Origin of the sequence: Pseudomonas sp. UBA7500, assembly GCF_002478435.1 — a bacterium.
Classification (GTDB): domain Bacteria; phylum Pseudomonadota; class Gammaproteobacteria; order Pseudomonadales; family Pseudomonadaceae; genus Aquipseudomonas; species Aquipseudomonas palmensis.
This window is the reverse complement of record NZ_DLNW01000004.1, coordinates 98,524-117,931: the sequence shown is the minus strand read 5'-3', so window position 1 is coordinate 117,931 and position 19,408 is coordinate 98,524. Positions and strand designations below refer to the sequence as shown.

The window sequence follows — 19,408 nt, the reverse complement described above, 5'->3', positions numbered from 1 at the left end:
CGCGAGCGCGGCACCCGCCGCAGCCGCCATCCCGGCCCGCGAAGGCGCCGCCCCGCACGCGGACCGCCCCGCCATGCCCAAGCCGACGTTGCGCATCACCGAGATCCCCGCCGAGAATCCGCATGCCTGGGTCGACAACCTGAAAGCCGAACTGGCGCGCTGCGCCACGCTGGGTTTTTTCGAACGCCCCGATTGCGCCTGGGCGGCGCGCAAGCAGTATTGCGGCCCGAACCAGGGCTGGGGCGCCGTCAAGGAATGTCCGGCCCAACCCTGACCCTGCGCAATCTTCGTCCGAGAATTTCACCGCGAGACGTTGAAGTACGCAATAATCACGCATAATCCATCTGTCCCGGACGCCGTCCGGCAAGCCTCACAGGACTCCCCACCATGGATCTTTCCGTCAGCAACACCGTGAACACCGGCCTGGCCATGCGTGATGCGCAGCTGATGCAGGAAGTCCAGGCCCGCGTCACCAAGAAAGCCATCAACGCCCAGGCCGACACGGTCGCCACGCTGATGCAGTCCCTGCCGGTCGTCGCCATCGACGGCAAGATCGGCACCCGCATCAATACCCAGGCATAAATCGCCCTGGCGCGCGGCAACGATTGCCGCGCTCCCTTCGCTTTGGCGCGCCCTCTTCGTGCGCCGCCCTTTTGCGCCGCCCTTTTGCGCCGCCTTTTCGCGCCGCCCTCTCGCGTCCCCTTTCGCCTCCCCTGTCCGCCCCGGCTCACGCCGTCAGGCCTCCAGGTGCCTGCGCATCAATTCCTCGAACCACTCCAGGAACACCGCCAACCGGCGCGAACGCTGCCGCCGGTGCGGATACAGCAATGCCACCGGCATGGGCGCGGCGCGATGCGCCGGCATGACTTCCACCAGTTCGCCCGCTTCCAGCAGGTCCTGCACGTCGAAGCGCGGAATCTGGATCAGCCCCAGGCCCGCCAGGCAGCAGGCGATATAGCTTTCGGCGTTGTTCACCACCACCCGGCTGGGCACCGCGATGAGCCGGCGGCCGCCGTCGTCGGCCACCACCTCCCAGGGTAGTTCGCGCCCCGTGGTGGGCGAGGCGTAGCCCACCATCCAATGCCCCGCCGGCAATTCGTCCGGCGCATGGGGCACGCCCTGGTCGCGCAGATAGGCGGGACTGGCGCAATTGACCAGGCCGATATTGCCCAGCGGCCGCGACACCAGGCTGCTGTCGTGCAGCGCGCCGACGCGCACCGCGCAGTCGACGCCTTCCTGGATCAGGTCGATGGCGCGGTCGCTGGACCCCAGCGCCAGTTGCAATCGGGGGTGGCGCCGCAGCAGGCCCGGCAGCGCCGGCGCCACCAGGCGGCGCGCGATGCGGCTGGGCACGTCGACGTTGAGCCGGCCGGACACCTGGCGCTGGCTTTGCTGGAACAGGTGATCGATGTCCTCGACTTCGGACAGCAGCGGCCGCAAGCGCTCCAGCAACTGGGCGCCATCGGCGGTCAGGCGCACCTGGCGCGTGGTCCGGTGCAGCAGCCGCGCGCCCAGTTGCGCTTCCAGCTGCTGGACGGCGGCCGAGACGGAAGCGCGCGGCAGCTCCAGCGCGTTGGCGGCCTTGATGAAACTGCCCATCTCCGCCACTTGCGCGAAGACGCGATACTGTTCGAACCTGTCCATGCTCCCCCGGTTTGCGGCAGTGCCGGCGGCACCCCGCCGCCCGTGACAGCATAGCCGCTCCGGCAGCCGTCGCGGGCATCCGACGGCGGCTTTGCCCAGCACGCGCCGCCCAGCACGCTTCGCCAGGCACGCCCCAAACCGGCGCGCGGGCGGCAGCCCGGGGCTCGATGGTTACTTGGTGGTGTAGCCGCCATTGATCAGGATGGTCTGGCCAGTGATCCACCAACCGTCGCTGACCAGGTGGCGGATGAACGGCACCACGTCCTCGATGTCGGTCAGGCCGGTCTTGGAGAACGGCGACAGCGCGGCGGCGGTCTTGTGGTACGCCACCGCGTCGGCGCCTTCGGCCGGATAGAAGAACGGCGTATCCATCGGGCCCGGCCCGACCGCCGTGACCGAGATGCCGCGCGCGCCGAACTCCTTGGAGGCCGCGCGGGTGTAGTGCTCGACCGGCGCCTTGGTGCCGGCATAGGCGGCGTAGAACGGCGTGAACGCGCCCAGCAGCGAGGTCACCAGGGTGCAGACCTTGCCGTTGTCGTTGACGTGGCGGCCAGCCTCTTTCAGGAAGAAGAAGGCCGTCTTGGCGTTGACCGCGCTCATCTCGTCGTACTCGGCCTCGCTGATCTCGGTCAGCGGCTTCTTCAAGACCTTGCCGACGGTATTGATGGCGATGTCGGGCCGGCCCACCGCCGCCACCGCATCGGCGAACAGCTTCTCGACCGCGCCGGCGGTGGTCAGGTCGGCCTGCAGCGCCACCGCCTTGGCGCCGGCGGCCTGGATCGCGGCCACGGTGGCGTCGGCGTCTGCCTTGGACGCCGCGCTGTTGTAGTGGATGGCGACGGCCTTGGCGCCCTGCTGCGCCAGGTCACGGGCGATCAGGCCGCCCAGGTTCTTGGCGCCGCCAGCGATCAGTACGACTTTGCCCTTGATGGAATGGTCTGCCATGGAAAATCTCCCGCATGTGTCGATGGAGATTCGATTCTAGGCAGCCGCGCGGGCCGGATCAGCCGGGTGCGACCGGATAGATTATCCAGAAAACCGCACCAATCATGGCCCGGCCGGCGGGTGGTTCGCGGCTCGCCCTGCGGGCAGTGACTGCGGGCGTCACGGCAAGGGGCCCCCAATGAAAACAGCCCGAACGCCGTTGGGCGCTTCGGGCTGCGGTGCCGGCGTCCGGATCCGAAGATCCGGCAAGCCACGGCGATCTACTTCTTCTTCATCGGCGGCAGGTCGGTGCACACGCCTTCGGCCACTTCGGCCGCCATGCCCACCGATTCACCCAGCGTCGGGTGCGGGTGGATGGTCTTGGCGATGTCGATGACGTCCGCGCCCATTTCCACGGCCAGCGCCACTTCGCTGATCAGGTCGCCGGCATGGGTGCCGACGATGCCGCCGCCCAGGATGCGGTGCGTCTCGGCGTCGAACAGCAGCTTGGTGAAGCCTTCGTCGCGGCCGTTGGCGATGGCGCGGCCGGAAGCGGCCCACGGGAACACGCCCTTCTCGACCTTGATGCCCTGCTTCTTGGCCTCGTCTTCGGTCAGGCCGACCCAAGCCACTTCCGGATCGGTGTAGGCCACCGACGGAATCACGCGGGCGTCGAAGAACGACTTCTGGCCGGCGGCGGCTTCGGCCGCCACATGGCCTTCATGCACCGCCTTGTGCGCCAGCATCGGCTGGCCGACGATGTCGCCGATAGCGAAGATGTGCGGCACGTTGGTGCGCATCTGGCGATCGACCTCGATGAAGCCGCGGTCGGTCACGGCCACGCCCGCCTTCTCGGCGCCGATCTTCTTGCCGTTGGGGCTGCGGCCCACGGCCTGGAGCACCAGGTCGTAGCGCTGCGGTTCCTTCGGCGCGCCCTCGCCCTCGAACGTGACGTAGATGCCGTCTTTCCGGGCTTCCGCGCCGACCGTCTTGGTCTTGAGCATGATGTTGTCGAAGCGGCCGGCGTTCTTCTTCTGCCAGACCTTGACCAGGTCGCGGTCGGCGCCCTGCATCAGGCCGTCCAGCATTTCCACCACGTCCAGGCGCGCGCCCAGCGTGGAATACACCGTGCCCATTTCCAGGCCGATGATGCCGCCGCCGATGATCAGCATCTTCTTGGGGATTTCACGCAGCAGCAAGGCGCCGGTGGAATCGACGATGCGCTCGTCCTGCGGCAGGAACGGCAGCTTCACCGACTGGCTGCCGGCGGCGATGATGGCCTGCTTGAAGCGGATGGTCTGCGACTTGCCGTCGGCGCCCTTGACCGCCAGGTGGTTGGCATCGGCGAATTCGCCCACACCCGTCACCACGGTCACCTTGCGCGCCTTGGCCATGCCGGCCAGGCCGCCGGTCAGCTTGGCGACCACGCTGTCCTTGTAGCCGCGCAGCTTGTCCAGGTCGATCTTGGGTTCGCCGAAGCTGATGCCGTGGGCGGCCAGTTCGCGCGCCTCATCGATGATGGCGGCGTTGTGCAGCAGCGCCTTGGACGGGATGCAGCCCACGTTCAGGCAGACGCCGCCCAGCGTGGCGTAGCGTTCGACCAGCACCACGGACAGGCCGAGGTCGGCGGCGCGGAAGGCGGCCGAATAGCCGCCGGGGCCCGCGCCCAGCACCAGCATGTCGTATTCGGCGTCGGCCGAGCCCTTGAAGGTCGCGGCGGCGGGGGCCGCGGCGGCCGGCTTGGCTTCGGCCTTGGGGGCATCGGCCTTGGGCGCTTGCTTGGCGGCCGGTGCGGCGTCGGACGCCTCGACTTCCAGGACCACCGAGCCTTCGGCGACCTTGTCGCCGACCTTGACGTTGATGGACTTGACCACGCCGCCCGTGGAGGCGGGGATTTCCATCGAGGCCTTGTCGGACTCCAGGGTAATCAGCGACTGGTCGGCTTCGACGCTGTCGCCGACCTTGACCAGCAGCTCGATGATCTTGGCCTTGCCCGACGAGCCGATGTCCGGCACGTGGATGTCCTGCACAGTGGCAGCCGCAGGTGCAGCGGCCGGTGCCGGGGCAGCCTCTGCAGCCGGGGCGGCAGCAGGCTTTTGTTCGGCGGCAGGCGCAGCGTCAGCCGGTGCCTCGGGCGCCGCAGCGGCGCCCTCGACTTCCAGTTCCAGCAGTTCGTCGCCTTCTTTCAGGCGGTCGCCCAGCTTGACCTTCAGGGCCTTGATCACACCGGCCTTGGGGGCCGGGATCTCCATGGAGGCCTTGTCCGACTCCAGGGTCAGCAGGCTCTGGTCGGCTTCGATACGGTCGCCGACTTTGACGAACAGCTCGATGATTTCACCTTCACCGCTGCCGATGTCAGGTACGCGAATGAGTTCGCTCACTTAAAAATACTCCTCAGCAGTCCAGTGGGTTGCGCTTGTCCGGGTCGATGCCGAACTTGGTGATGGCATCGGCCACGACCTTCGGTTCGATCTCGCCACGGTCAGCCAGGGCTTCCAGGGCAGCCAGCACCACGAAGTGACGGTCGACTTCGAAGAAGTGACGCAGCTTCTTGCGGCTGTCGCTGCGACCGAAGCCATCGGTACCCAGGACCTTGAATTCCTTGCTCGGTACCCACTGACGAATCTGCTCGGCGAACAGCTTCATGTAGTCGGTAGAGGCGATGACCGGGCCCTTGCGGCCGCCCAGGCACTCCTCGATGTAGGTCTGCTTGGGCTTCTGGCCAGGGTGCAGGCGGTTGCTGCGCTCCACGGCCAGGCCGTCGCGACGCAGTTCGTTGAAGCTGGTGACGCTCCACACGTCGGCACCGACGTTGAACTCTTCACGCAGGATCTTCGCCGCTTCACGCACTTCGCGCAGGATGGTGCCGGAGCCCATCAGCTGGACGTGGTGCGCTGCGTCCTTGGTATCTTCCTCGAGCAGGTACATGCCCTTGATGATGCCTTCCTCGACACCGGCCGGAATGGCAGGCTGCTGGTAGGACTCGTTCATCACGGTGATGTAGTAGAAGACGTCCTGTTGCTCTTCGGTCATCTTCTTCATGCCGTCCTGGATGATCACCGCCAGCTCGTAGCCGTAGGTCGGATCATAGGTGCGGCAGTTCGGGATGGTCGCGGCCAGCATGTGGCTGTGACCGTCTTCGTGCTGCAGGCCTTCACCGTTGAGGGTGGTACGCCCGGCAGTACCGCCGATCAGGAAGCCACGGGTGCGGCTGTCGCCAGCGGCCCAGGCCAGGTCGCCGATACGCTGGAAGCCGAACATCGAGTAGAAGATGTAGAACGGCAGCATCGGCTGGTTGTGGTTCGAGTACGAGGTACCGGCGGCGATGAACGACGACATGGCGCCGGCTTCGTTGATGCCTTCCTCGAGGATCTGGCCCTTCTTGTCCTCGCGGTAGAACATCACCTGGTCCTTGTCGACGGGCTCGTAGAGCTGACCGACGGACGAGTAGATGCCCAACTGGCGGAACATGCCTTCCATACCGAAGGTACGCGCTTCGTCCGGGATGATCGGGACGATGCGCTGGCCGATTTCCTTGTCCTTGACCAGCTGCGCGAGGATGCGCACGAAGGCCATGGTGGTGGAGATTTCACGGTCGCCCGAGCCGTCCAGGATCGCCTTGAGGGTTTCCAGTGGCGGGGTCGGGATGCTGAAGCTCTTGGCCCGGCGCTGTGGCACGAAACCGCCCAGGGCAGAACGGCGCTCGCTCAGGTAACGGGCTTCGGCGCTGCCTTCTTCAGGCTTGAAGAACGGCAGGTTCTCCAGGTCTTCGTCCTTGACCGGGATGTCGAAACGATCGCGGAAGTGACGCAGGCTGTCGACGTCGACCTTCTTGGTGTTGTGCGCGGTGTTCTTGGCTTCGCCAGCACCGGTGCCGTAACCCTTGATGGTCTTGGCCAGGATGACCGTAGGCTGGTCCTTGTGGTTGACCGCCTGGTGGTAGGCTGCATAGACCTTGTACGGGTCGTGGCCACCACGGTTGAGCTTCCAGATCTCGTCGTCGGACAGGTCGGCGACCATGGCCTTGAGTTCAGGGGTGTTGAAGAAGTGCTCACGGACGAACGCGCCGTCCTTGGCCTTGTAGTTCTGGTACTCGCCGTCGATGACTTCGTCCATGCGGCGCTGCAGGATGCCGTCGACGTCCTTGGCCAGCAGTGGGTCCCAGAAACGGCCCCAGACCACCTTGTTGACGTTCCAGCCACCGCCACGGAACACGCCTTCGAGTTCCTGGATGATCTTGCCGTTGCCGCGAACCGGGCCGTCGAGGCGCTGCAGGTTGCAGTTGATGACGAAGATCAGGTTGTCCAGCTTCTCGCGGCCTGCGAGGGAGATCGCGCCCAGGGATTCCGGCTCGTCGCACTCGCCGTCGCCCATGAAGCACCAGATCTTCTGCTTGCCGGCAGGGATGTAGCCGCGGCTTTCCATGTACTTCATGAAACGTGCCTGGTAGATCGCCTGGATCGGGCCCAGGCCCATCGACACGGTCGGGAACTGCCAGAAGTCAGGCATCAGCCACGGGTGCGGGTAGGACGACAGGCCTTGACCATCGACTTCCTGACGGAAGTTGTTCATCTGGTCTTCGCTGATGCGGCCTTCCATGAAGGCACGGGCGTAGACGCCCGGCGAGGCATGGCCCTGGAAGTAGATCAGGTCGCCGCCGTGCTCGTCGGTCGGGGCCTGGAAGAAGTAGTTGAAGCCGATGTCGTACAGCGTGGCGCTGGAGGCGAAGCTGGAGATGTGGCCGCCCAGGTCCGAGTCTTTCAGGTTGGTGCGCATTACCATGGCCAGCGCGTTCCAGCGGACCAACGAGCGAATGCGGCGTTCCATGAACAGGTCGCCAGGCATGCGTGCTTCGTGGGTGACGGGAATCGTGTTGCGGTATGGCGTGGTGATGGCATACGGCAGCTGGGAGCCACTACGGGTGGCCAGCTCGCCCATACGGGTCATCAGATAGTGAGCGCGGTCTTCGCCTTCTTTGTCGAGAACCGACTCCAGGGCGTCCAGCCATTCCTGGGTTTCGACGGGATCGAGGTCTTGCATGGCTTGCTCCAGGGCGGAAAGGCTTCCAGAATCGGTTGCCTGAGTTTGCGACTGGCCTTTTGGGCAGACGACATGAAATTCTTGGATTACCGGGCGTTGTACCGGCGGCGTGTAGTTTTACTACAAATCGATCCTCATTACATGCGTTGACAGTAAAAAAGCAGTAGTAAAACTACACGGATAAGGCTCGTGGCCCCTGTTCGGGTTGTGGGATAAAACGATACCGGTGGTTAAAAACTGGTCGGCATGCGGTTGTTTGCGATGATTTCTATCAAAGAATTACGTTTTTCAGCTATTTATGACCTTTGTACGACAGTCGAACCGTACGCCGAGTTCCCTTGCCCAAGTGCCACCAACCCTTTCACGCCGATCAAGGATAGACCATGAGCCTGCCCCTGCTGGCCGAACTGCCCGCTGCCCTGCAACCGCTGGTCAGCCGTAATGCCACCTCTTTGCGCAACGCCGTCGCGGCCGTCGACGGGCTGAGCCTGGACGACTGGAACGAGCAGCGCTGGACCGAGTTCGCCCGCGTGGCGGCGGCCAGCGATTTCGTGCTTGAACAGAGCGTGCGCGACCCGGCGATGCTGCTGGCCCTGGCCGCCAGCGGCGAGCTCGACCGCGCCTTCGCCGCCGGCGAGTTGTGTGCCCAGGTGGCCGGTGCGGCGCAGGCCGCCGGCAGCGAAGACGAACTGGCGCGCAACCTGCGCCGCCAGCGCACCCGCCAGCAGGTGCGCATCATCTGGCGCGACCTGACCCGCCAGGCCGACCTGGTGCAGACCTGCCGCGACCTGTCCGACCTGGCCGATGCCGCCATCGACCAGGCGTATCAATGGCTGTACCCGCGCCTGTGCGCGCAGTTCGGGACCCCCACCGGCAATCGCAGCGGCCTGCCCCAGCAGATGGTGGTGCTGGGCATGGGCAAGCTGGGGGCGGTGGAACTGAACCTGTCGTCGGACATCGACCTGATCTTCGCCTACCCCGAGGGCGGCGAAACCGTGGGCGTTAAGCGCCCGCTGGACAACCAGGAGTTCTTCACCCGGCTGGGCCAGCGCCTGATCAAGGCACTGGACCCGATCACCGTCGACGGCTTCGTGTTCCGCGTCGACATGCGCCTGCGCCCCTACGGCTCGTCCGGCGCGCTGGTGCTCAGCTTCAATGCACTGGAGCAGTACTACCAGGACCAGGGCCGCGACTGGGAACGCTACGCCATGATCAAGGCCCGCGTAGTGGCCGGCGACCAGCAGGCCGGCGCGCAGCTGCAGGACCTGCTGCGCCCGTTCGTGTACCGGCGCTACCTGGACTTCTCGGCGATCGAGGCGCTGCGCACCATGAAGCAGCTGATCCAGCAGGAGGTGCGGCGCAAGGGCATGGCCGAGAACATCAAGCTGGGCGCCGGTGGCATCCGCGAGGTGGAGTTCATCGCCCAGGCGTTCCAGCTGATCCACGGCGGGCGCGACCTGAGCCTGCAGCAGCGACCGCTGCTCAAGGTGCTGGCGACACTCGAAGGCCAGGGCTACCTGCCGCCGGCGGTGGTGAGCGAGCTGCGCGAGGGCTATGAGTTCCTGCGTTATACCGAACACGCCATCCAGGCCATCGCCGACCGCCAGACCCAGATGCTGCCCGACGACGAACTGGACCGCGCACGTATCGCCTTCATGCTCGGTTTTGCCGACTGGGCGAGCTTCCACGCGCAACTGATGCACTGGCGCGGGCGCATCGACTGGCACTTCCGCCAGGTGATCGCCGACCCCGATGAAGAGGAAGGCGAAGAGGGCGAAGTGGTGGTCGGTGGCGAGTGGCTGCCACTGTGGGAAGAAGCCCAGGACGAAGAGGCCGCCTGCCGCCAGTTGACCGACGCCGGCTTCGCCGATGCGGCCAGGGCGCTCAAGCAGCTGGCCAGTCTGCGCGCCAGCCCGCAGTTGCGTGCCATGCAGCGCCTGGGCCGCGAACGCCTCGATGCCTTTATACCGCGCCTGCTGGCGCAGGCGGTGGAGCACGCCGACCCGGACCTGGTGCTCGAACGCGTGCTGCCGCTGGTGGAGGCCGTGGCGCGGCGCTCGGCCTACCTGGTGCTGCTGACCGAAAACCCCGGTGCGTTGCGCCGCCTGCTGACCCTGTGCGCCGCCAGCCCGTGGATCGCCGAGCAGATCACGCGCTTCCCGCTGCTGCTCGATGAACTGCTCAACGAAGGCCGCCTGTTCAGCCCGCCCCAAGCACCGGAGCTAGCCGCCGAGCTGCGCGAGCGTCTCACGCGCATCCCCGAGGATGACCTTGAACAGCAGATGGAAGCGCTGCGTCACTTCAAGCTGGCCCACAGCCTGCGCGTGGCCGCCTCGGAAATCGCCGGCAACCTGCCGCTGATGAAGGTCAGCGACTACCTGACCTGGCTGGCCGAAGCCATTCTCAACCAGGTGCTGGCCCTGGCGTGGCGCCAGACCGTGGCGCGTCATGGCCAGCCAAAGCGCAGCGATGGCAGCCTGTGCGACCCCGGCTTCATCATCGTCGGCTACGGCAAGGTCGGCGGCATCGAGCTGGGCCACGGCTCGGACCTGGACCTGGTGTTCATCCACGACGGTGACCCCCAGGCCGAGACCGATGGCGCCAAGCCCATCGACAGTGCGCAGTTCTTCACCCGCCTGGGTCAGCGCATCATTCACCTGCTGACCACCCAGACCAACTCCGGCCAGCTGTATGACGTGGACATGCGCCTGCGCCCGTCCGGCGCTTCGGGTTTGCTGGTGAGTTCGCTGGGCGCCTTCGAGCGCTACCAGCGCAACGAGGCCTGGACCTGGGAACACCAGGCACTGGTGCGTGCGCGGGTGCTGGTGGGCTGCCCGCAGGTGGGGGCGGCCTTCGAGGGGGTGCGGGCGCAGGTGCTGGGACAGGCCCGCGACCTGGACAAGCTGCGGGCCGAAGTCAGCGACATGCGCGCCAAGATGCGCGACAACCTCGGCACCCGGGCGACCCAGGCCGGGCTTGGGCCCAACGCCTTCGACAGCGGGGTTGCCTTCGATATCAAGCAGGATGCCGGTGGTATCGTCGATATTGAATTTATGGTGCAATACGCGGCCCTGGCCTGGTCCCACACGCACCCGGCACTGCTGCGCTACACCGACAACATCCGCATTCTCGAAGGGCTGGAGGAGGTCGGGCTGATGCCGGCCAGCGATGCAATTTTGTTGCGTGAAGTGTACAAGGCCTTCCGCTCCGCCGCGCACCGCCAGGCCTTGCAGAAGCAGGCCGGGGTGATCGACGCCGGGCAGTTCGTCGACGAGCGCCGGCAGGTACGGCGCATCTGGGGCGAGCTGGGGTTGACCTGAACGCGGGCTGAACAGCCACCAGGCGATACGGCGCAATGAAGCGGCGGCGACCACGTCCTACACTGAGTGGCGTACACTGGTCGCACCACGCCTGATTATAAAGAGGGGAGGCCAGGCTGTTGGAAAACAGGCTGTAGCCTCCCTGATCGTTTCTGGATAAAGCATGAGAATTTTGATCATTGGGCCCAGTTGGGTGGGCGACATGGTAATGGCGCAGACGCTGTTCCATGTGCTGAAGCAGCGTCACCCTGCGTGCGTGATCGATGTGCTGGCACCCGAATGGAGCCGCCCGATCCTCGAGCGCATGCCCGAAGTGCGCCAGGCCTTGAGCTTCCCGCTCGGCCACGGCGCGCTGGAACTGGCCACGCGCCGGCGCATCGGCAAGTCGCTGGCCGGTCAGTACGACCAGGCGATCCTGCTGCCCAATTCGCTCAAGTCTGCGCTGGTACCGTTCTTTGCCGGTATCGCGCAGCGCACCGGCTGGCGTGGCGAGCTGCGCTACGGCCTGCTCAACGATGTGCGCACCCTCGACAAGGCGCGCTACCCGCTGATGATCGAGCGCTTCATGGCCCTGGGCTACCCCGCCGGTGCCGAGCTGCCCAAACCCTACCCGCGCCCCAGCCTGCAGATCGAGACCGCCAGCCGCGATGCGGCGCTGGCCAAGTTCGGCCTGAGCCTGGACCGCCCGGTGCTGGCGCTGTGCCCCGGCGCCGAGTTCGGCGAGGCCAAGCGCTGGCCCTCGGAGCATTACGCCAAGGTCGCGGAAATCAAGATTCGCGAAGGCTGGCAGGTGTGGCTGTTCGGCTCCAAAAACGACCATGCGGTAGGTGAATCGATCCGCGAGTGGCTGATCCCGGGCCTGCGTGAAGAGTCGGTGAACCTCAGCGGCGAGACCTCGCTCGCCGAGGCGATCGACCTGCTGTCGTGCAGCGATGCGGTGGTGTCCAACGATTCGGGGCTGATGCACGTGGCTGCAGCGCTCAATCGCCCGCTGGTGGCGGTGTACGGGTCGACCTCGCCGGGCTTCACCCCACCGCTGGCCGACCAGGTCGAGGTGGTGCGCCTGGGGCTGGAATGCAGCCCGTGCTTCGACCGCACCTGCCGCTTCGGCCACTACAATTGTCTGCGCCTGCTGGAACCGGAGGCGGTGGCCTCGGCGTTGCAGCGGCTCAACGGTCCGTCGCTGGTCGACGTCACGGTCGAGGTCGATTAAGTTGCGGGTACTGCTGATCAAGACCTCCTCGCTGGGGGATGTCATCCACGCGCTGCCGGCACTGACCGACGCGGCGCACGCCATTCCCGGCATCCGCTTCGACTGGGTGGTCGAGGAAGGCTTCGCCGAAATCCCCACCTGGCACCCTGCGGTCGATCACGTGATCCCGGTGGCCATCCGTCGCTGGCGCAAGAACCTCTGGCAAACCTTGAAGAACGGCGAATGGCGCCAGTTCAAGAAGCGCCTGCGCGAGCGCAAGTACGACCTGGTGATCGACGCCCAGGGCCTGGTGAAAAGCGCCTGGCTGACCCGCTACGTCAAGGCGCCGGTGGCCGGGCTGGACCGCTACTCGGCACGCGAGGGGCTGGCCAGCCGCTTCTACGACCGGCGCCTGTCGGTGGCCCGCGGGCAGCATGCGGTGGAGCGGGTGCGCCAGCTGTTCGCCCTGGCGCTGGGCTACGACCTGCCCTCGGGGCTGGGTGACTACGGCCTGGATCGCTCGCGCCTGGAAGAGATACCCACCAAGCCCTACGTGGTGTTCCTGCATGGCACCACCTGGGACACCAAGCACTGGCCCGAACTGTACTGGCGCCAATTGGCCGAACGCCTGGGGCGTGCCGGCCTGCATATCTGCCTGCCATGGGGCAACCCGGCCGAAAAGGCCCGCGCCGAGCGCATCGCCCAGGGCCTGAAGAACACCCAGGTGCTGCCCAGGCTGAACCTGGCCGGGGTCGCCCGGGTGCTGGCTGCCGCCAAGGCCTGCGTGGCCGTCGACACCGGCCTTGGGCACCTGGCGGCGGCACTCGATGTGCCTACCCTATCGCTGTTCGGCCCTACCAACCCGGGCCTGACCGGGGCCTACGGCAAGGCCCAGGTGCACCTGGGCAGTGACTTCCCCTGCGCCCCGTGCCTGCAGAAGAAGTGCACCTACAAGCCGAGCGCCGACGACCGGCGCCGGTTCGATCTCAAACGCGAGTGGCCGCTGTGCTTCACTCGCCTGAACCCCGAGCGTGTGGCGAGCCAGTTGAGCGCGTTGCTGCGGGCAGAGGATGTGCGTTGATGCAACTGGCCTTTGTGCTCTACAAGTATTTCCCCTTCGGCGGCCTGCAGCGTGACTTCATGCGCATCGCCCTGGAGTGCCAGCGCCGTGGCCACCAGATCCGGGTGTATACCCTGATCTGGGAGGGCGACGTGCCCGAGGGCTTCGAAGTGCTGGTGGCGCCGGTCAAGGCGCTGTTCAACCATCGGCGCAACGAGAAGCTCACCGACTGGATGCAGGCCGACCTGGCCAGGCGCCCGGTCGACCGCCTGATCGGCTTCAACAAGATGCCGGGGCTGGACGTGTACTACGCCGCCGACGGCTGCTTCGAGGACAAGGCGCAGAACCTGCGCCACTCGCTGTACCGCCGCTGGGGCCGCTACCGCCACTTTGCCGAGTACGAGCGTGCGGTGTTCGGCAAGGACGCCAAGACCCAGATCCTGATGATCTCCGAGGTCCAGCAGCCGCTGTTCGTCAAGCACTACGGCACCCCCGCCGAGCGCTTCCACCTGCTGCCTCCGGGCATCAGCCAGGACCGCCGGGCGCCGGCCAATGCCGCCGAGATCCGCGCCGAGTTTCGCCGCGAGTTCAACCTGGCGGACGACGAGCGCCTGCTGGTGCAGATCGGCTCGGGCTTCAAGACCAAGGGCGTGGACCGCAGCCTCAAGGCGCTGGCCGCCTTGCCCAACAGCCTGCGCAAGCGCACCCGGCTGATGGTCATCGGCCAGGACGACCCCAAGGTGTTCCAGCTGCAGAGCGCGACCCTGGGGCTGACCGAGCAGGTGCAGTTCCTCAAGGGCCGCAGCGATATCCCGCGCTTTCTGCTCGGGGCCGACGCACTGATCCACCCGGCCTACAACGAGAACACCGGCACCGTGCTGCTCGAAGCCGTGGTGGCCGGGTTGCCGGTACTGGTTTCGGCAGTGTGCGGCTATGCCCATTACATCGCTGAGGCCGATGCCGGCCTGGTGCTCGACGAGCCGTTCGAGCAGGAGCAACTCAACCGCTACCTGCAACGTATGCTCGAAGACGATACGGCGCGTGCCGACTGGGGCCGCAACGGCCTGGCATTCGCCGACACCGCCGACCTGTACAGCATGCCGCAGCATGCGGCCGACGTGATCCTGGCGCAGGAGCGCGCATGAAACTGATACTGGCTGAACCCTTCAAGCGCCTGTGGGCCGGGCGCGATGCCTTCGACGCCGTCGAGGCCCTGCAAGGCGAGGTGTACCGCGAGCTGGAAGGCCGGCGCACGCTGCGCACCGAGGTCGAGGGCAACGGTTATTTCGTCAAGATCCACCGGGGCATCGGCTGGGGCGAGATCTTCAAGAACCTGTTCACCGCCAAGCTGCCGGTGCTCGGTGCCGGCCAGGAATGGCAGGCCATCCAGCGCCTGCACGAAGTCGGGGTGCCGACCATGACCGCGGTGGCCTACGGCGAACGCGGCAGCAACCCGGCGACCCAGCATTCGTTCATCGTCACCGAGGAGCTGGCGCCCACCGTCAGCCTCGAGGACTTCAGCCTCGACTGGGTCAGGACGCCGCCGGCGCCGCGTCTCAAGCGCGCGCTGATCGCCGAGGTGGCGCGCATGACCGGCATGATGCACCGCGCCGGGGTCAACCACCGCGACTGCTACATCTGCCACTTTCTGCTGCACACCGACCGCCCGGTAACCCCGGACGACTTCAGGCTGTCGGTGATCGACCTGCACCGGGCCCAGACCCGCGCCAGCATTTCCCGACGCTGGCGCGACAAGGACCTGGCCGCGCTGTACTTCTCGGCGCTGGACATCGGCCTGACCCGACGCGACAAGCTGCGCTTTCTGCGCGGCTACTTCCAGCAGCCGCTGCGCCAGATCCTGGCCGAGCACGCCACCTTGCTGCGCTGGCTGGAGGGCAAGGCAAACAAGCTCTACGAGCGTAAACAACGGTATGGGGACGCGCTCTGATGGCGGGTTGGACACTGGAGCCGGCCTACGCGGCCCTGGCACAGGATTTCGGCAGCATCGACGCGGTGTTCGCGCTCAAGGGCGAACGCCTCACCCACGACCCGCTCAGCGAAGTGATTCGCGTGGAGCGCGGCGGGGTGAACTACTACGTCAAGCGCTACACCGGCGCCGGCAAGGGCCTGCGCCGCTACCTGGGGCGCCCGCGGATCAAGGCCGAGTGGCAGAACCTCAAGCAGTTCGCCAAGTGGGACATCCCCACCGCCGAGGTGGTGGCCTGCGGCCTGGAACGGCGCGGCTTCGCCTTCCACCGGGGCGCCATGATCACCCGCGAGCTGCCGCGCACCGAGGACCTCTCGGCGCTGGCCAAGCGCAACGACCCGCGCCTGGCAGATGCCGGCTGGGTCGACCATGTCAGCCGACAGCTGGCCCGCCACACGCGGGTGATGCACGACCATCACTTCACCCACAACGACCTCAAGTGGCGCAACCTGCTGGTCGATGACAAGGGCATGCTGTTCTTCATCGACTGCCCGACCGGTGCGTTCTGGGTCGGCTTCATGCTGCGCTATCGCATCACCAAGGACCTGGCCTGCCTGGACAAGGTGGCCAAGTATCACCTGTCGGCCACCCAGCGCCTGCGGTTCTACCTGCAATATCGCCGTCGCGATCGCCTGAACGCGTCGGACAAGCGCCGCGTGCGGCACGTCGTGACGTTTTTCGAGGGGCGCGAATGAGTGATTTCCTGGCCAGTGCCGAAGCTGAACTGCTTGAACGCCACGGCCTGAACAGCTTCGAGGCGCTGTGGGCGCTGCAGCTGGACGCCGTGGACGAGCCCAACACCGGGCGCGGCGGCTGGAGCCGCGTGTACCGCCTGGAGCTGGAGGGCAAGGGGTTCTACCTCAAGCGCCAGAGCGACTACCTCACGCGCACCCTGCACAGCCCCTTCGGCGAGCCGACCTTCGCCCGCGAGTTTCGCAACATCAAGCGCTACCAGAAGCTGCAGATCCCGGCCTTGCAGGCGGTGTTCTACGCCGAGCGCCGGGTCGACGGCGAGCGCCGCGCGATCCTGATGACCCGTGCGCTGGATGACTGGAGCGATCTTGACCACCTGCTCGGGCAGTGGCCGCAACTGGCCCTGGAGCAACGCCAGGGCATCCTGCGCGCCTGTGGCGAACTGGCCCGCACGGTGCACGCGGCGGGGCAGGTGCATGGCTGCTTCTACCCCAAGCACATCTTTTTGCGCGAGCGCAGCGAAGGCTGGCAGGCGCAGTTGATCGACCTGGAGAAAACCCGGCCGCTGCTGCTGGGCCAGCGTGATCGTCTCAAGGACCTGGAGCCGCTGCTGCGTCGTGCCGGCGCATGGAGCGAGAGCGATGTACGGCTGATGCTGGCCGCCTACCTGGAGCAACCGGCCGACAGTACGCTGGTGGATACCTGGCTGCAGCGCCTGCTGCATCGCCGTCGTGAAAAAGAGGCCCGCTGATGCGTTTGTCTGAACTCAAGGACGCCGGGCGCAGCCCGCAACTGCCATTGAGCATTGCCCTGGCCGACGCCGCCGGGCCGGCCGAGCTGCAACTGCTCAGCCTGCTGCGGGTGCTGCCGGGGCAGCGGTATGTCGGTGCCGGGATCTGGCGTGGCAAGCCGGTGCTGGCCAAGCTGCTGGTGGGCAGCAGCGCCGCCCGCCACTTCCAGCGCGAACTGGACGGTGCGCGCCTGCTGGCCAGCCAGGGGCTGACCACGCCGTTGCTGCTGGCCGACGGCCTGCGTGAAGGCGAGGGCGGCTGGCTGCTGTTCGAATTTCTTGAGCACGCCCACAGCCTGGCGGATGCCTGGGCGGCGGTCGAGGGCCTGCCGGTGCTCGCCGATGCCCAGCAGGAAGTGCTGGGCGAAGCCCTGCGCGCCGTGGCGCAGATGCATGCCAAGGGCCTGTGGCAGGCCGACCTGCACCTGGACAACCTGCTGCGCCATGGCGGGGAGCTGTACCTGATCGATGGCGCGGGGGTGAAGGCCGAAACCCCGGGCCAGCCGCTGTCGCGTCAGCAGGTGCTGCAGAACCTGGGGGTGTTCTTTGCGCAGTTGCCCAAGCGCCTGGAGCCCTTCGTCGAGGAACTGCTGGTGCACTACGTGCTGGTCAACGGCGAGCATGCGCTGCCGCTGGAAGCCTTGCAGAAGCAGATCGACAAGGTGCGCAGCTGGCGTCTGAAGGACTACCTGGACAAGGCCGGTCGCGAGTGCACGCTGTTCAGCGTGCAGCGCGGGGCCTCGGGCCTGCGCGCGATCCGTCGATCGGAGGTGGCGGCCATGCTGCCGGTGCTGGAGCAGGCCGACGCGCTAATCGACCAGGGCCACCTATACAAGACTGGCGGCGCGGCGAGCGTGGCACGGGTCGAGGCGGGCGGTCGCAGCCTGGTGCTCAAGCGCTACAACATCAAGAACACCGCCCACTGGTTCAAGCGCTTCTGGCGCCCCAGCCGGGCCTGGCATTCGTGGATCGAAGGGCATCGCCTGGAGTTCCTCGGCATCGCCACGCCCAGGCCGCTGGCGGTGCTGGAGCAGCGCGTGCTGGGGCTGCGCAGCCGTGCGTACCTGGTGACCGAGTATGCCGACGGGCCGGACCTGATCGAGAGCTTTGCGCCCTACGTCGACAGCGCCGAGGTGCCAGAGGAGCAGCTGCAAGCGCTGCAGACCCTGTTGCAGCAGCTGATGGGCGAACGCATCAGCCACGGCGACCTTAAGGGCCACAACCTGTTCTGGCAGGACGGTCAATGGTCGCTGATCGACCTTGATGCGATGTGCCAGCACGCCACCCAGCTCAGTTTCGCCAAGGCCTTCGCCCGTGACCGGGCGCGGTTGTTGCGCAACTGGCCGGCGGACAGTGCGTTGCACCAGCGGCTGGATGAGTGCCTGCCGAAACTGGCTGACTGACCTGCGCCTTTGCCGACAAGGCCGGCTCCTGCAGACGACGCGAAACCTTGCAGGCGCCGGCCTTGCCGGCCAAGACTATCGCGCGGCCGGCCAAAAACCTCGCAGGCTGTACCCCACCGGCAGGGCCAGCCCCACCCACGCCAGCACATCCCACGGGCCATCCCCCAGCAGCGCCGCGAACAGCCCCACTGCGCCCAGCAGGGCAATCAGGCCCGGCATGCCGAACACCTTCCAGAACCTCGATTCACGCTTCATCACGTCGCCTGCGCACCCACCACAAATACACGCCGCTGCCGAGCACGATGATCGTCAGCACATCCAGCAGCGCCCATAGAATCTGCATCGGCCGGCCGCCGTAGTCGCCAAAGTGCAGCGGCTGCGACAGGCCCATCGCGTCCATGTACCACGGCCGCTCGCCAATCGCCGTCACCTGCAGGGTGCTGGCATCGATCAGTACCGGGGTCAGCAGGTGAGCGGTCAGGTGGGTGCTGCCCTTCATGAACACCGCATAGTGGTGCTCGCTGGAAAAGCGCGTGCCGGGGAAGGCGATGAAGTCCGGCTGCATGCCCGGCACCGCCTCGGCGGCAATGTCCAGCAGACGGCTGGCCGGGGCCAGTGCGGTCAGCGGCGGTGCATCGCGGTACGGTGCGATCATCGCGCTGAGGCTGTCGTTGCGCCAGGCGGCGATGACCAGGTCGGACAGCGCGCTGATCACCCCGGTCACGCCCACCACCAGCGCCCAGGTCAGGGTCACGATGCCGATCAGGTTGTGCAGGTCGAGCCAGCGCAGGCGCCGCGATTTGTCGTGGCGTACCGTGGCGAACTTCAGCCTGCGCATGAATGGCGCGTACAGCACCACCCCGGAGATGATCGCCACCACGAACAGCAGGCCCATGAAGGCCAGCAGCAGCTTGCCCGGCAAGCCGGCGAACATGTCCACATGCAGGCGCAGCATGGTCAGCATGAAGCCGCCGTTGGCCGAGGGCATCTCCACCACCTCGCCGGTACGCCCGTCGAGCATGAAGGTGTGCGACGAGTTGGGCTCGGTACCGGCGGTGGCGGCCATGATCGCGATCACGCCGTTGCTGTCGTCCTCGTCCCAGCCGAAGTACTGCATCACCTCGCCCGGGCGATGGGCCTGGGCCTTGAGCACCAGGGCCTGCAGGTCGAGTCTGGGTGTGTCGGCCGGCATTACCTTGAGCTCGGGCGCATCGCCCAGCAGGTGGTCGATCTCGTGGTGGAAGATCAGCGGCAGCCCGGTCAGCGCCAGCAACAGCAGAAACAGCGTGCACACCAGGCTGCTCCAGGTATGCACCCACGACCAGCGACGTATGGTTTGGCTCTTCATCGTTGGC

Annotated in this window: 16 protein-coding genes; 10 read left to right on the top strand and 6 right to left on the bottom strand. The window is 66.5% G+C overall.

All coding sequences use genetic code 11. The features are described 5' to 3' along the window. On the top strand, positions 1–274 hold a 274-nt coding region (locus tag B4I46_RS04810; RefSeq protein ID WP_286898854.1), incomplete at its 5' end, for a hypothetical protein. A gap of 113 nt (positions 275–387) precedes the next feature. Further along, positions 388–582, top strand: a complete 195-nt coding sequence (locus tag B4I46_RS04805; RefSeq protein ID WP_006387491.1) for a putative motility protein — start codon at positions 388–390, stop codon at positions 580–582. 153 nt (positions 583–735) lie between these two features. On the opposite strand, the gene B4I46_RS04800 is transcribed toward B4I46_RS04805, so the two are convergent. From B4I46_RS04800 to aceE, 4 genes are all read right to left on the bottom strand, one after another. Further along, positions 736–1,644: a LysR family transcriptional regulator gene (locus B4I46_RS04800; RefSeq protein WP_006387490.1), complete on the bottom strand. Its 909-nt coding sequence runs from the start codon at positions 1,642–1,644 to the stop codon at positions 736–738. 171 nt (positions 1,645–1,815) lie between these two features. Continuing rightward, positions 1,816–2,589: an SDR family oxidoreductase gene (locus tag B4I46_RS04795; RefSeq protein ID WP_049055697.1), complete on the bottom strand. Its 774-nt coding sequence runs from the start codon at positions 2,587–2,589 to the stop codon at positions 1,816–1,818. A 260-nt stretch (positions 2,590–2,849) separates the two neighbouring features. After that, positions 2,850–4,949: a dihydrolipoyl dehydrogenase gene (gene lpdA, locus B4I46_RS04790; RefSeq protein WP_349681937.1), complete on the bottom strand. Its 2,100-nt coding sequence runs from the start codon at positions 4,947–4,949 to the stop codon at positions 2,850–2,852. 13 nt (positions 4,950–4,962) lie between these two features. After that, entirely contained in the window at positions 4,963–7,608 is a 2,646-nt protein-coding gene (gene aceE / locus B4I46_RS04780; RefSeq protein ID WP_043863655.1) for a pyruvate dehydrogenase (acetyl-transferring), homodimeric type, read from the bottom strand. Between the two features lie 383 nt (positions 7,609–7,991). Between aceE and glnE the strand changes: the two genes are divergently transcribed. From glnE to B4I46_RS04740, 8 genes are all read left to right on the top strand, one after another. Beyond that, positions 7,992–10,928, top strand: coding sequence for a bifunctional [glutamate--ammonia ligase]-adenylyl-L-tyrosine phosphorylase/[glutamate--ammonia-ligase] adenylyltransferase (gene glnE / locus B4I46_RS04775; protein ID WP_255001540.1), 2,937 nt, complete (start codon positions 7,992–7,994; stop codon positions 10,926–10,928). A gap of 163 nt (positions 10,929–11,091) precedes the next feature. Next, positions 11,092–12,141 (top strand): lipopolysaccharide heptosyltransferase II, encoded by a 1,050-nt coding sequence (gene waaF / locus B4I46_RS04770; protein WP_043863657.1) that lies wholly within the window; start codon positions 11,092–11,094, stop codon positions 12,139–12,141. 1 nt (position 12,142) lies between these two features. Next, a complete protein-coding gene (waaC, locus tag B4I46_RS04765) occupies positions 12,143–13,201 on the top strand; it encodes a lipopolysaccharide heptosyltransferase I (protein WP_286898841.1) in 1,059 nt (352 codons plus the stop codon). Further along, positions 13,201–14,325 carry a glycosyltransferase family 4 protein gene (locus tag B4I46_RS04760; protein ID WP_286898839.1) on the top strand — a complete coding sequence of 375 codons (1,125 nt, stop codon included), beginning with the start codon at positions 13,201–13,203 and terminating at the stop codon, positions 14,323–14,325. The genes waaC and B4I46_RS04760 overlap by 1 nt, the downstream gene beginning before the upstream one ends. Further along, entirely contained in the window at positions 14,322–15,128 is an 807-nt protein-coding gene (gene rfaP / locus B4I46_RS04755) for a lipopolysaccharide core heptose(I) kinase RfaP (RefSeq protein WP_058541815.1), read from the top strand. Before B4I46_RS04760 ends, rfaP begins: the two co-directional genes overlap by 4 nt. Next, positions 15,128–15,862: a lipopolysaccharide kinase InaA family protein gene (locus tag B4I46_RS04750; protein WP_043863661.1), complete on the top strand. Its 735-nt coding sequence runs from the start codon at positions 15,128–15,130 to the stop codon at positions 15,860–15,862. The genes rfaP and B4I46_RS04750 overlap by 1 nt, the downstream gene beginning before the upstream one ends. Beyond that, entirely contained in the window at positions 15,859–16,611 is a 753-nt protein-coding gene (locus tag B4I46_RS04745; RefSeq protein WP_210014450.1) for a lipopolysaccharide kinase InaA family protein, read from the top strand. Before B4I46_RS04750 ends, B4I46_RS04745 begins: the two co-directional genes overlap by 4 nt. After that, on the top strand, positions 16,611–18,053 hold the full coding sequence (locus B4I46_RS04740; protein WP_043863663.1) for a lipopolysaccharide kinase InaA family protein: 1,443 nt from the start codon (positions 16,611–16,613) through the stop codon (positions 18,051–18,053). Before B4I46_RS04745 ends, B4I46_RS04740 begins: the two co-directional genes overlap by 1 nt. A 75-nt stretch (positions 18,054–18,128) precedes the next feature. On the opposite strand, the gene B4I46_RS04735 is transcribed toward B4I46_RS04740, so the two are convergent. Both B4I46_RS04735 and B4I46_RS04730 read right to left on the bottom strand, forming a co-directional pair. Further along, positions 18,129–18,308, bottom strand: a complete 180-nt coding sequence (locus B4I46_RS04735; protein WP_043863664.1) for a hypothetical protein — start codon at positions 18,306–18,308, stop codon at positions 18,129–18,131. Then, positions 18,298–19,401 (bottom strand): PepSY-associated TM helix domain-containing protein, encoded by a 1,104-nt coding sequence (locus B4I46_RS04730; RefSeq protein WP_286898833.1) that lies wholly within the window; start codon positions 19,399–19,401, stop codon positions 18,298–18,300. Before B4I46_RS04730 ends, B4I46_RS04735 begins: the two co-directional genes overlap by 11 nt. Positions 19,402–19,408: the final 7 nt, after the last annotated feature.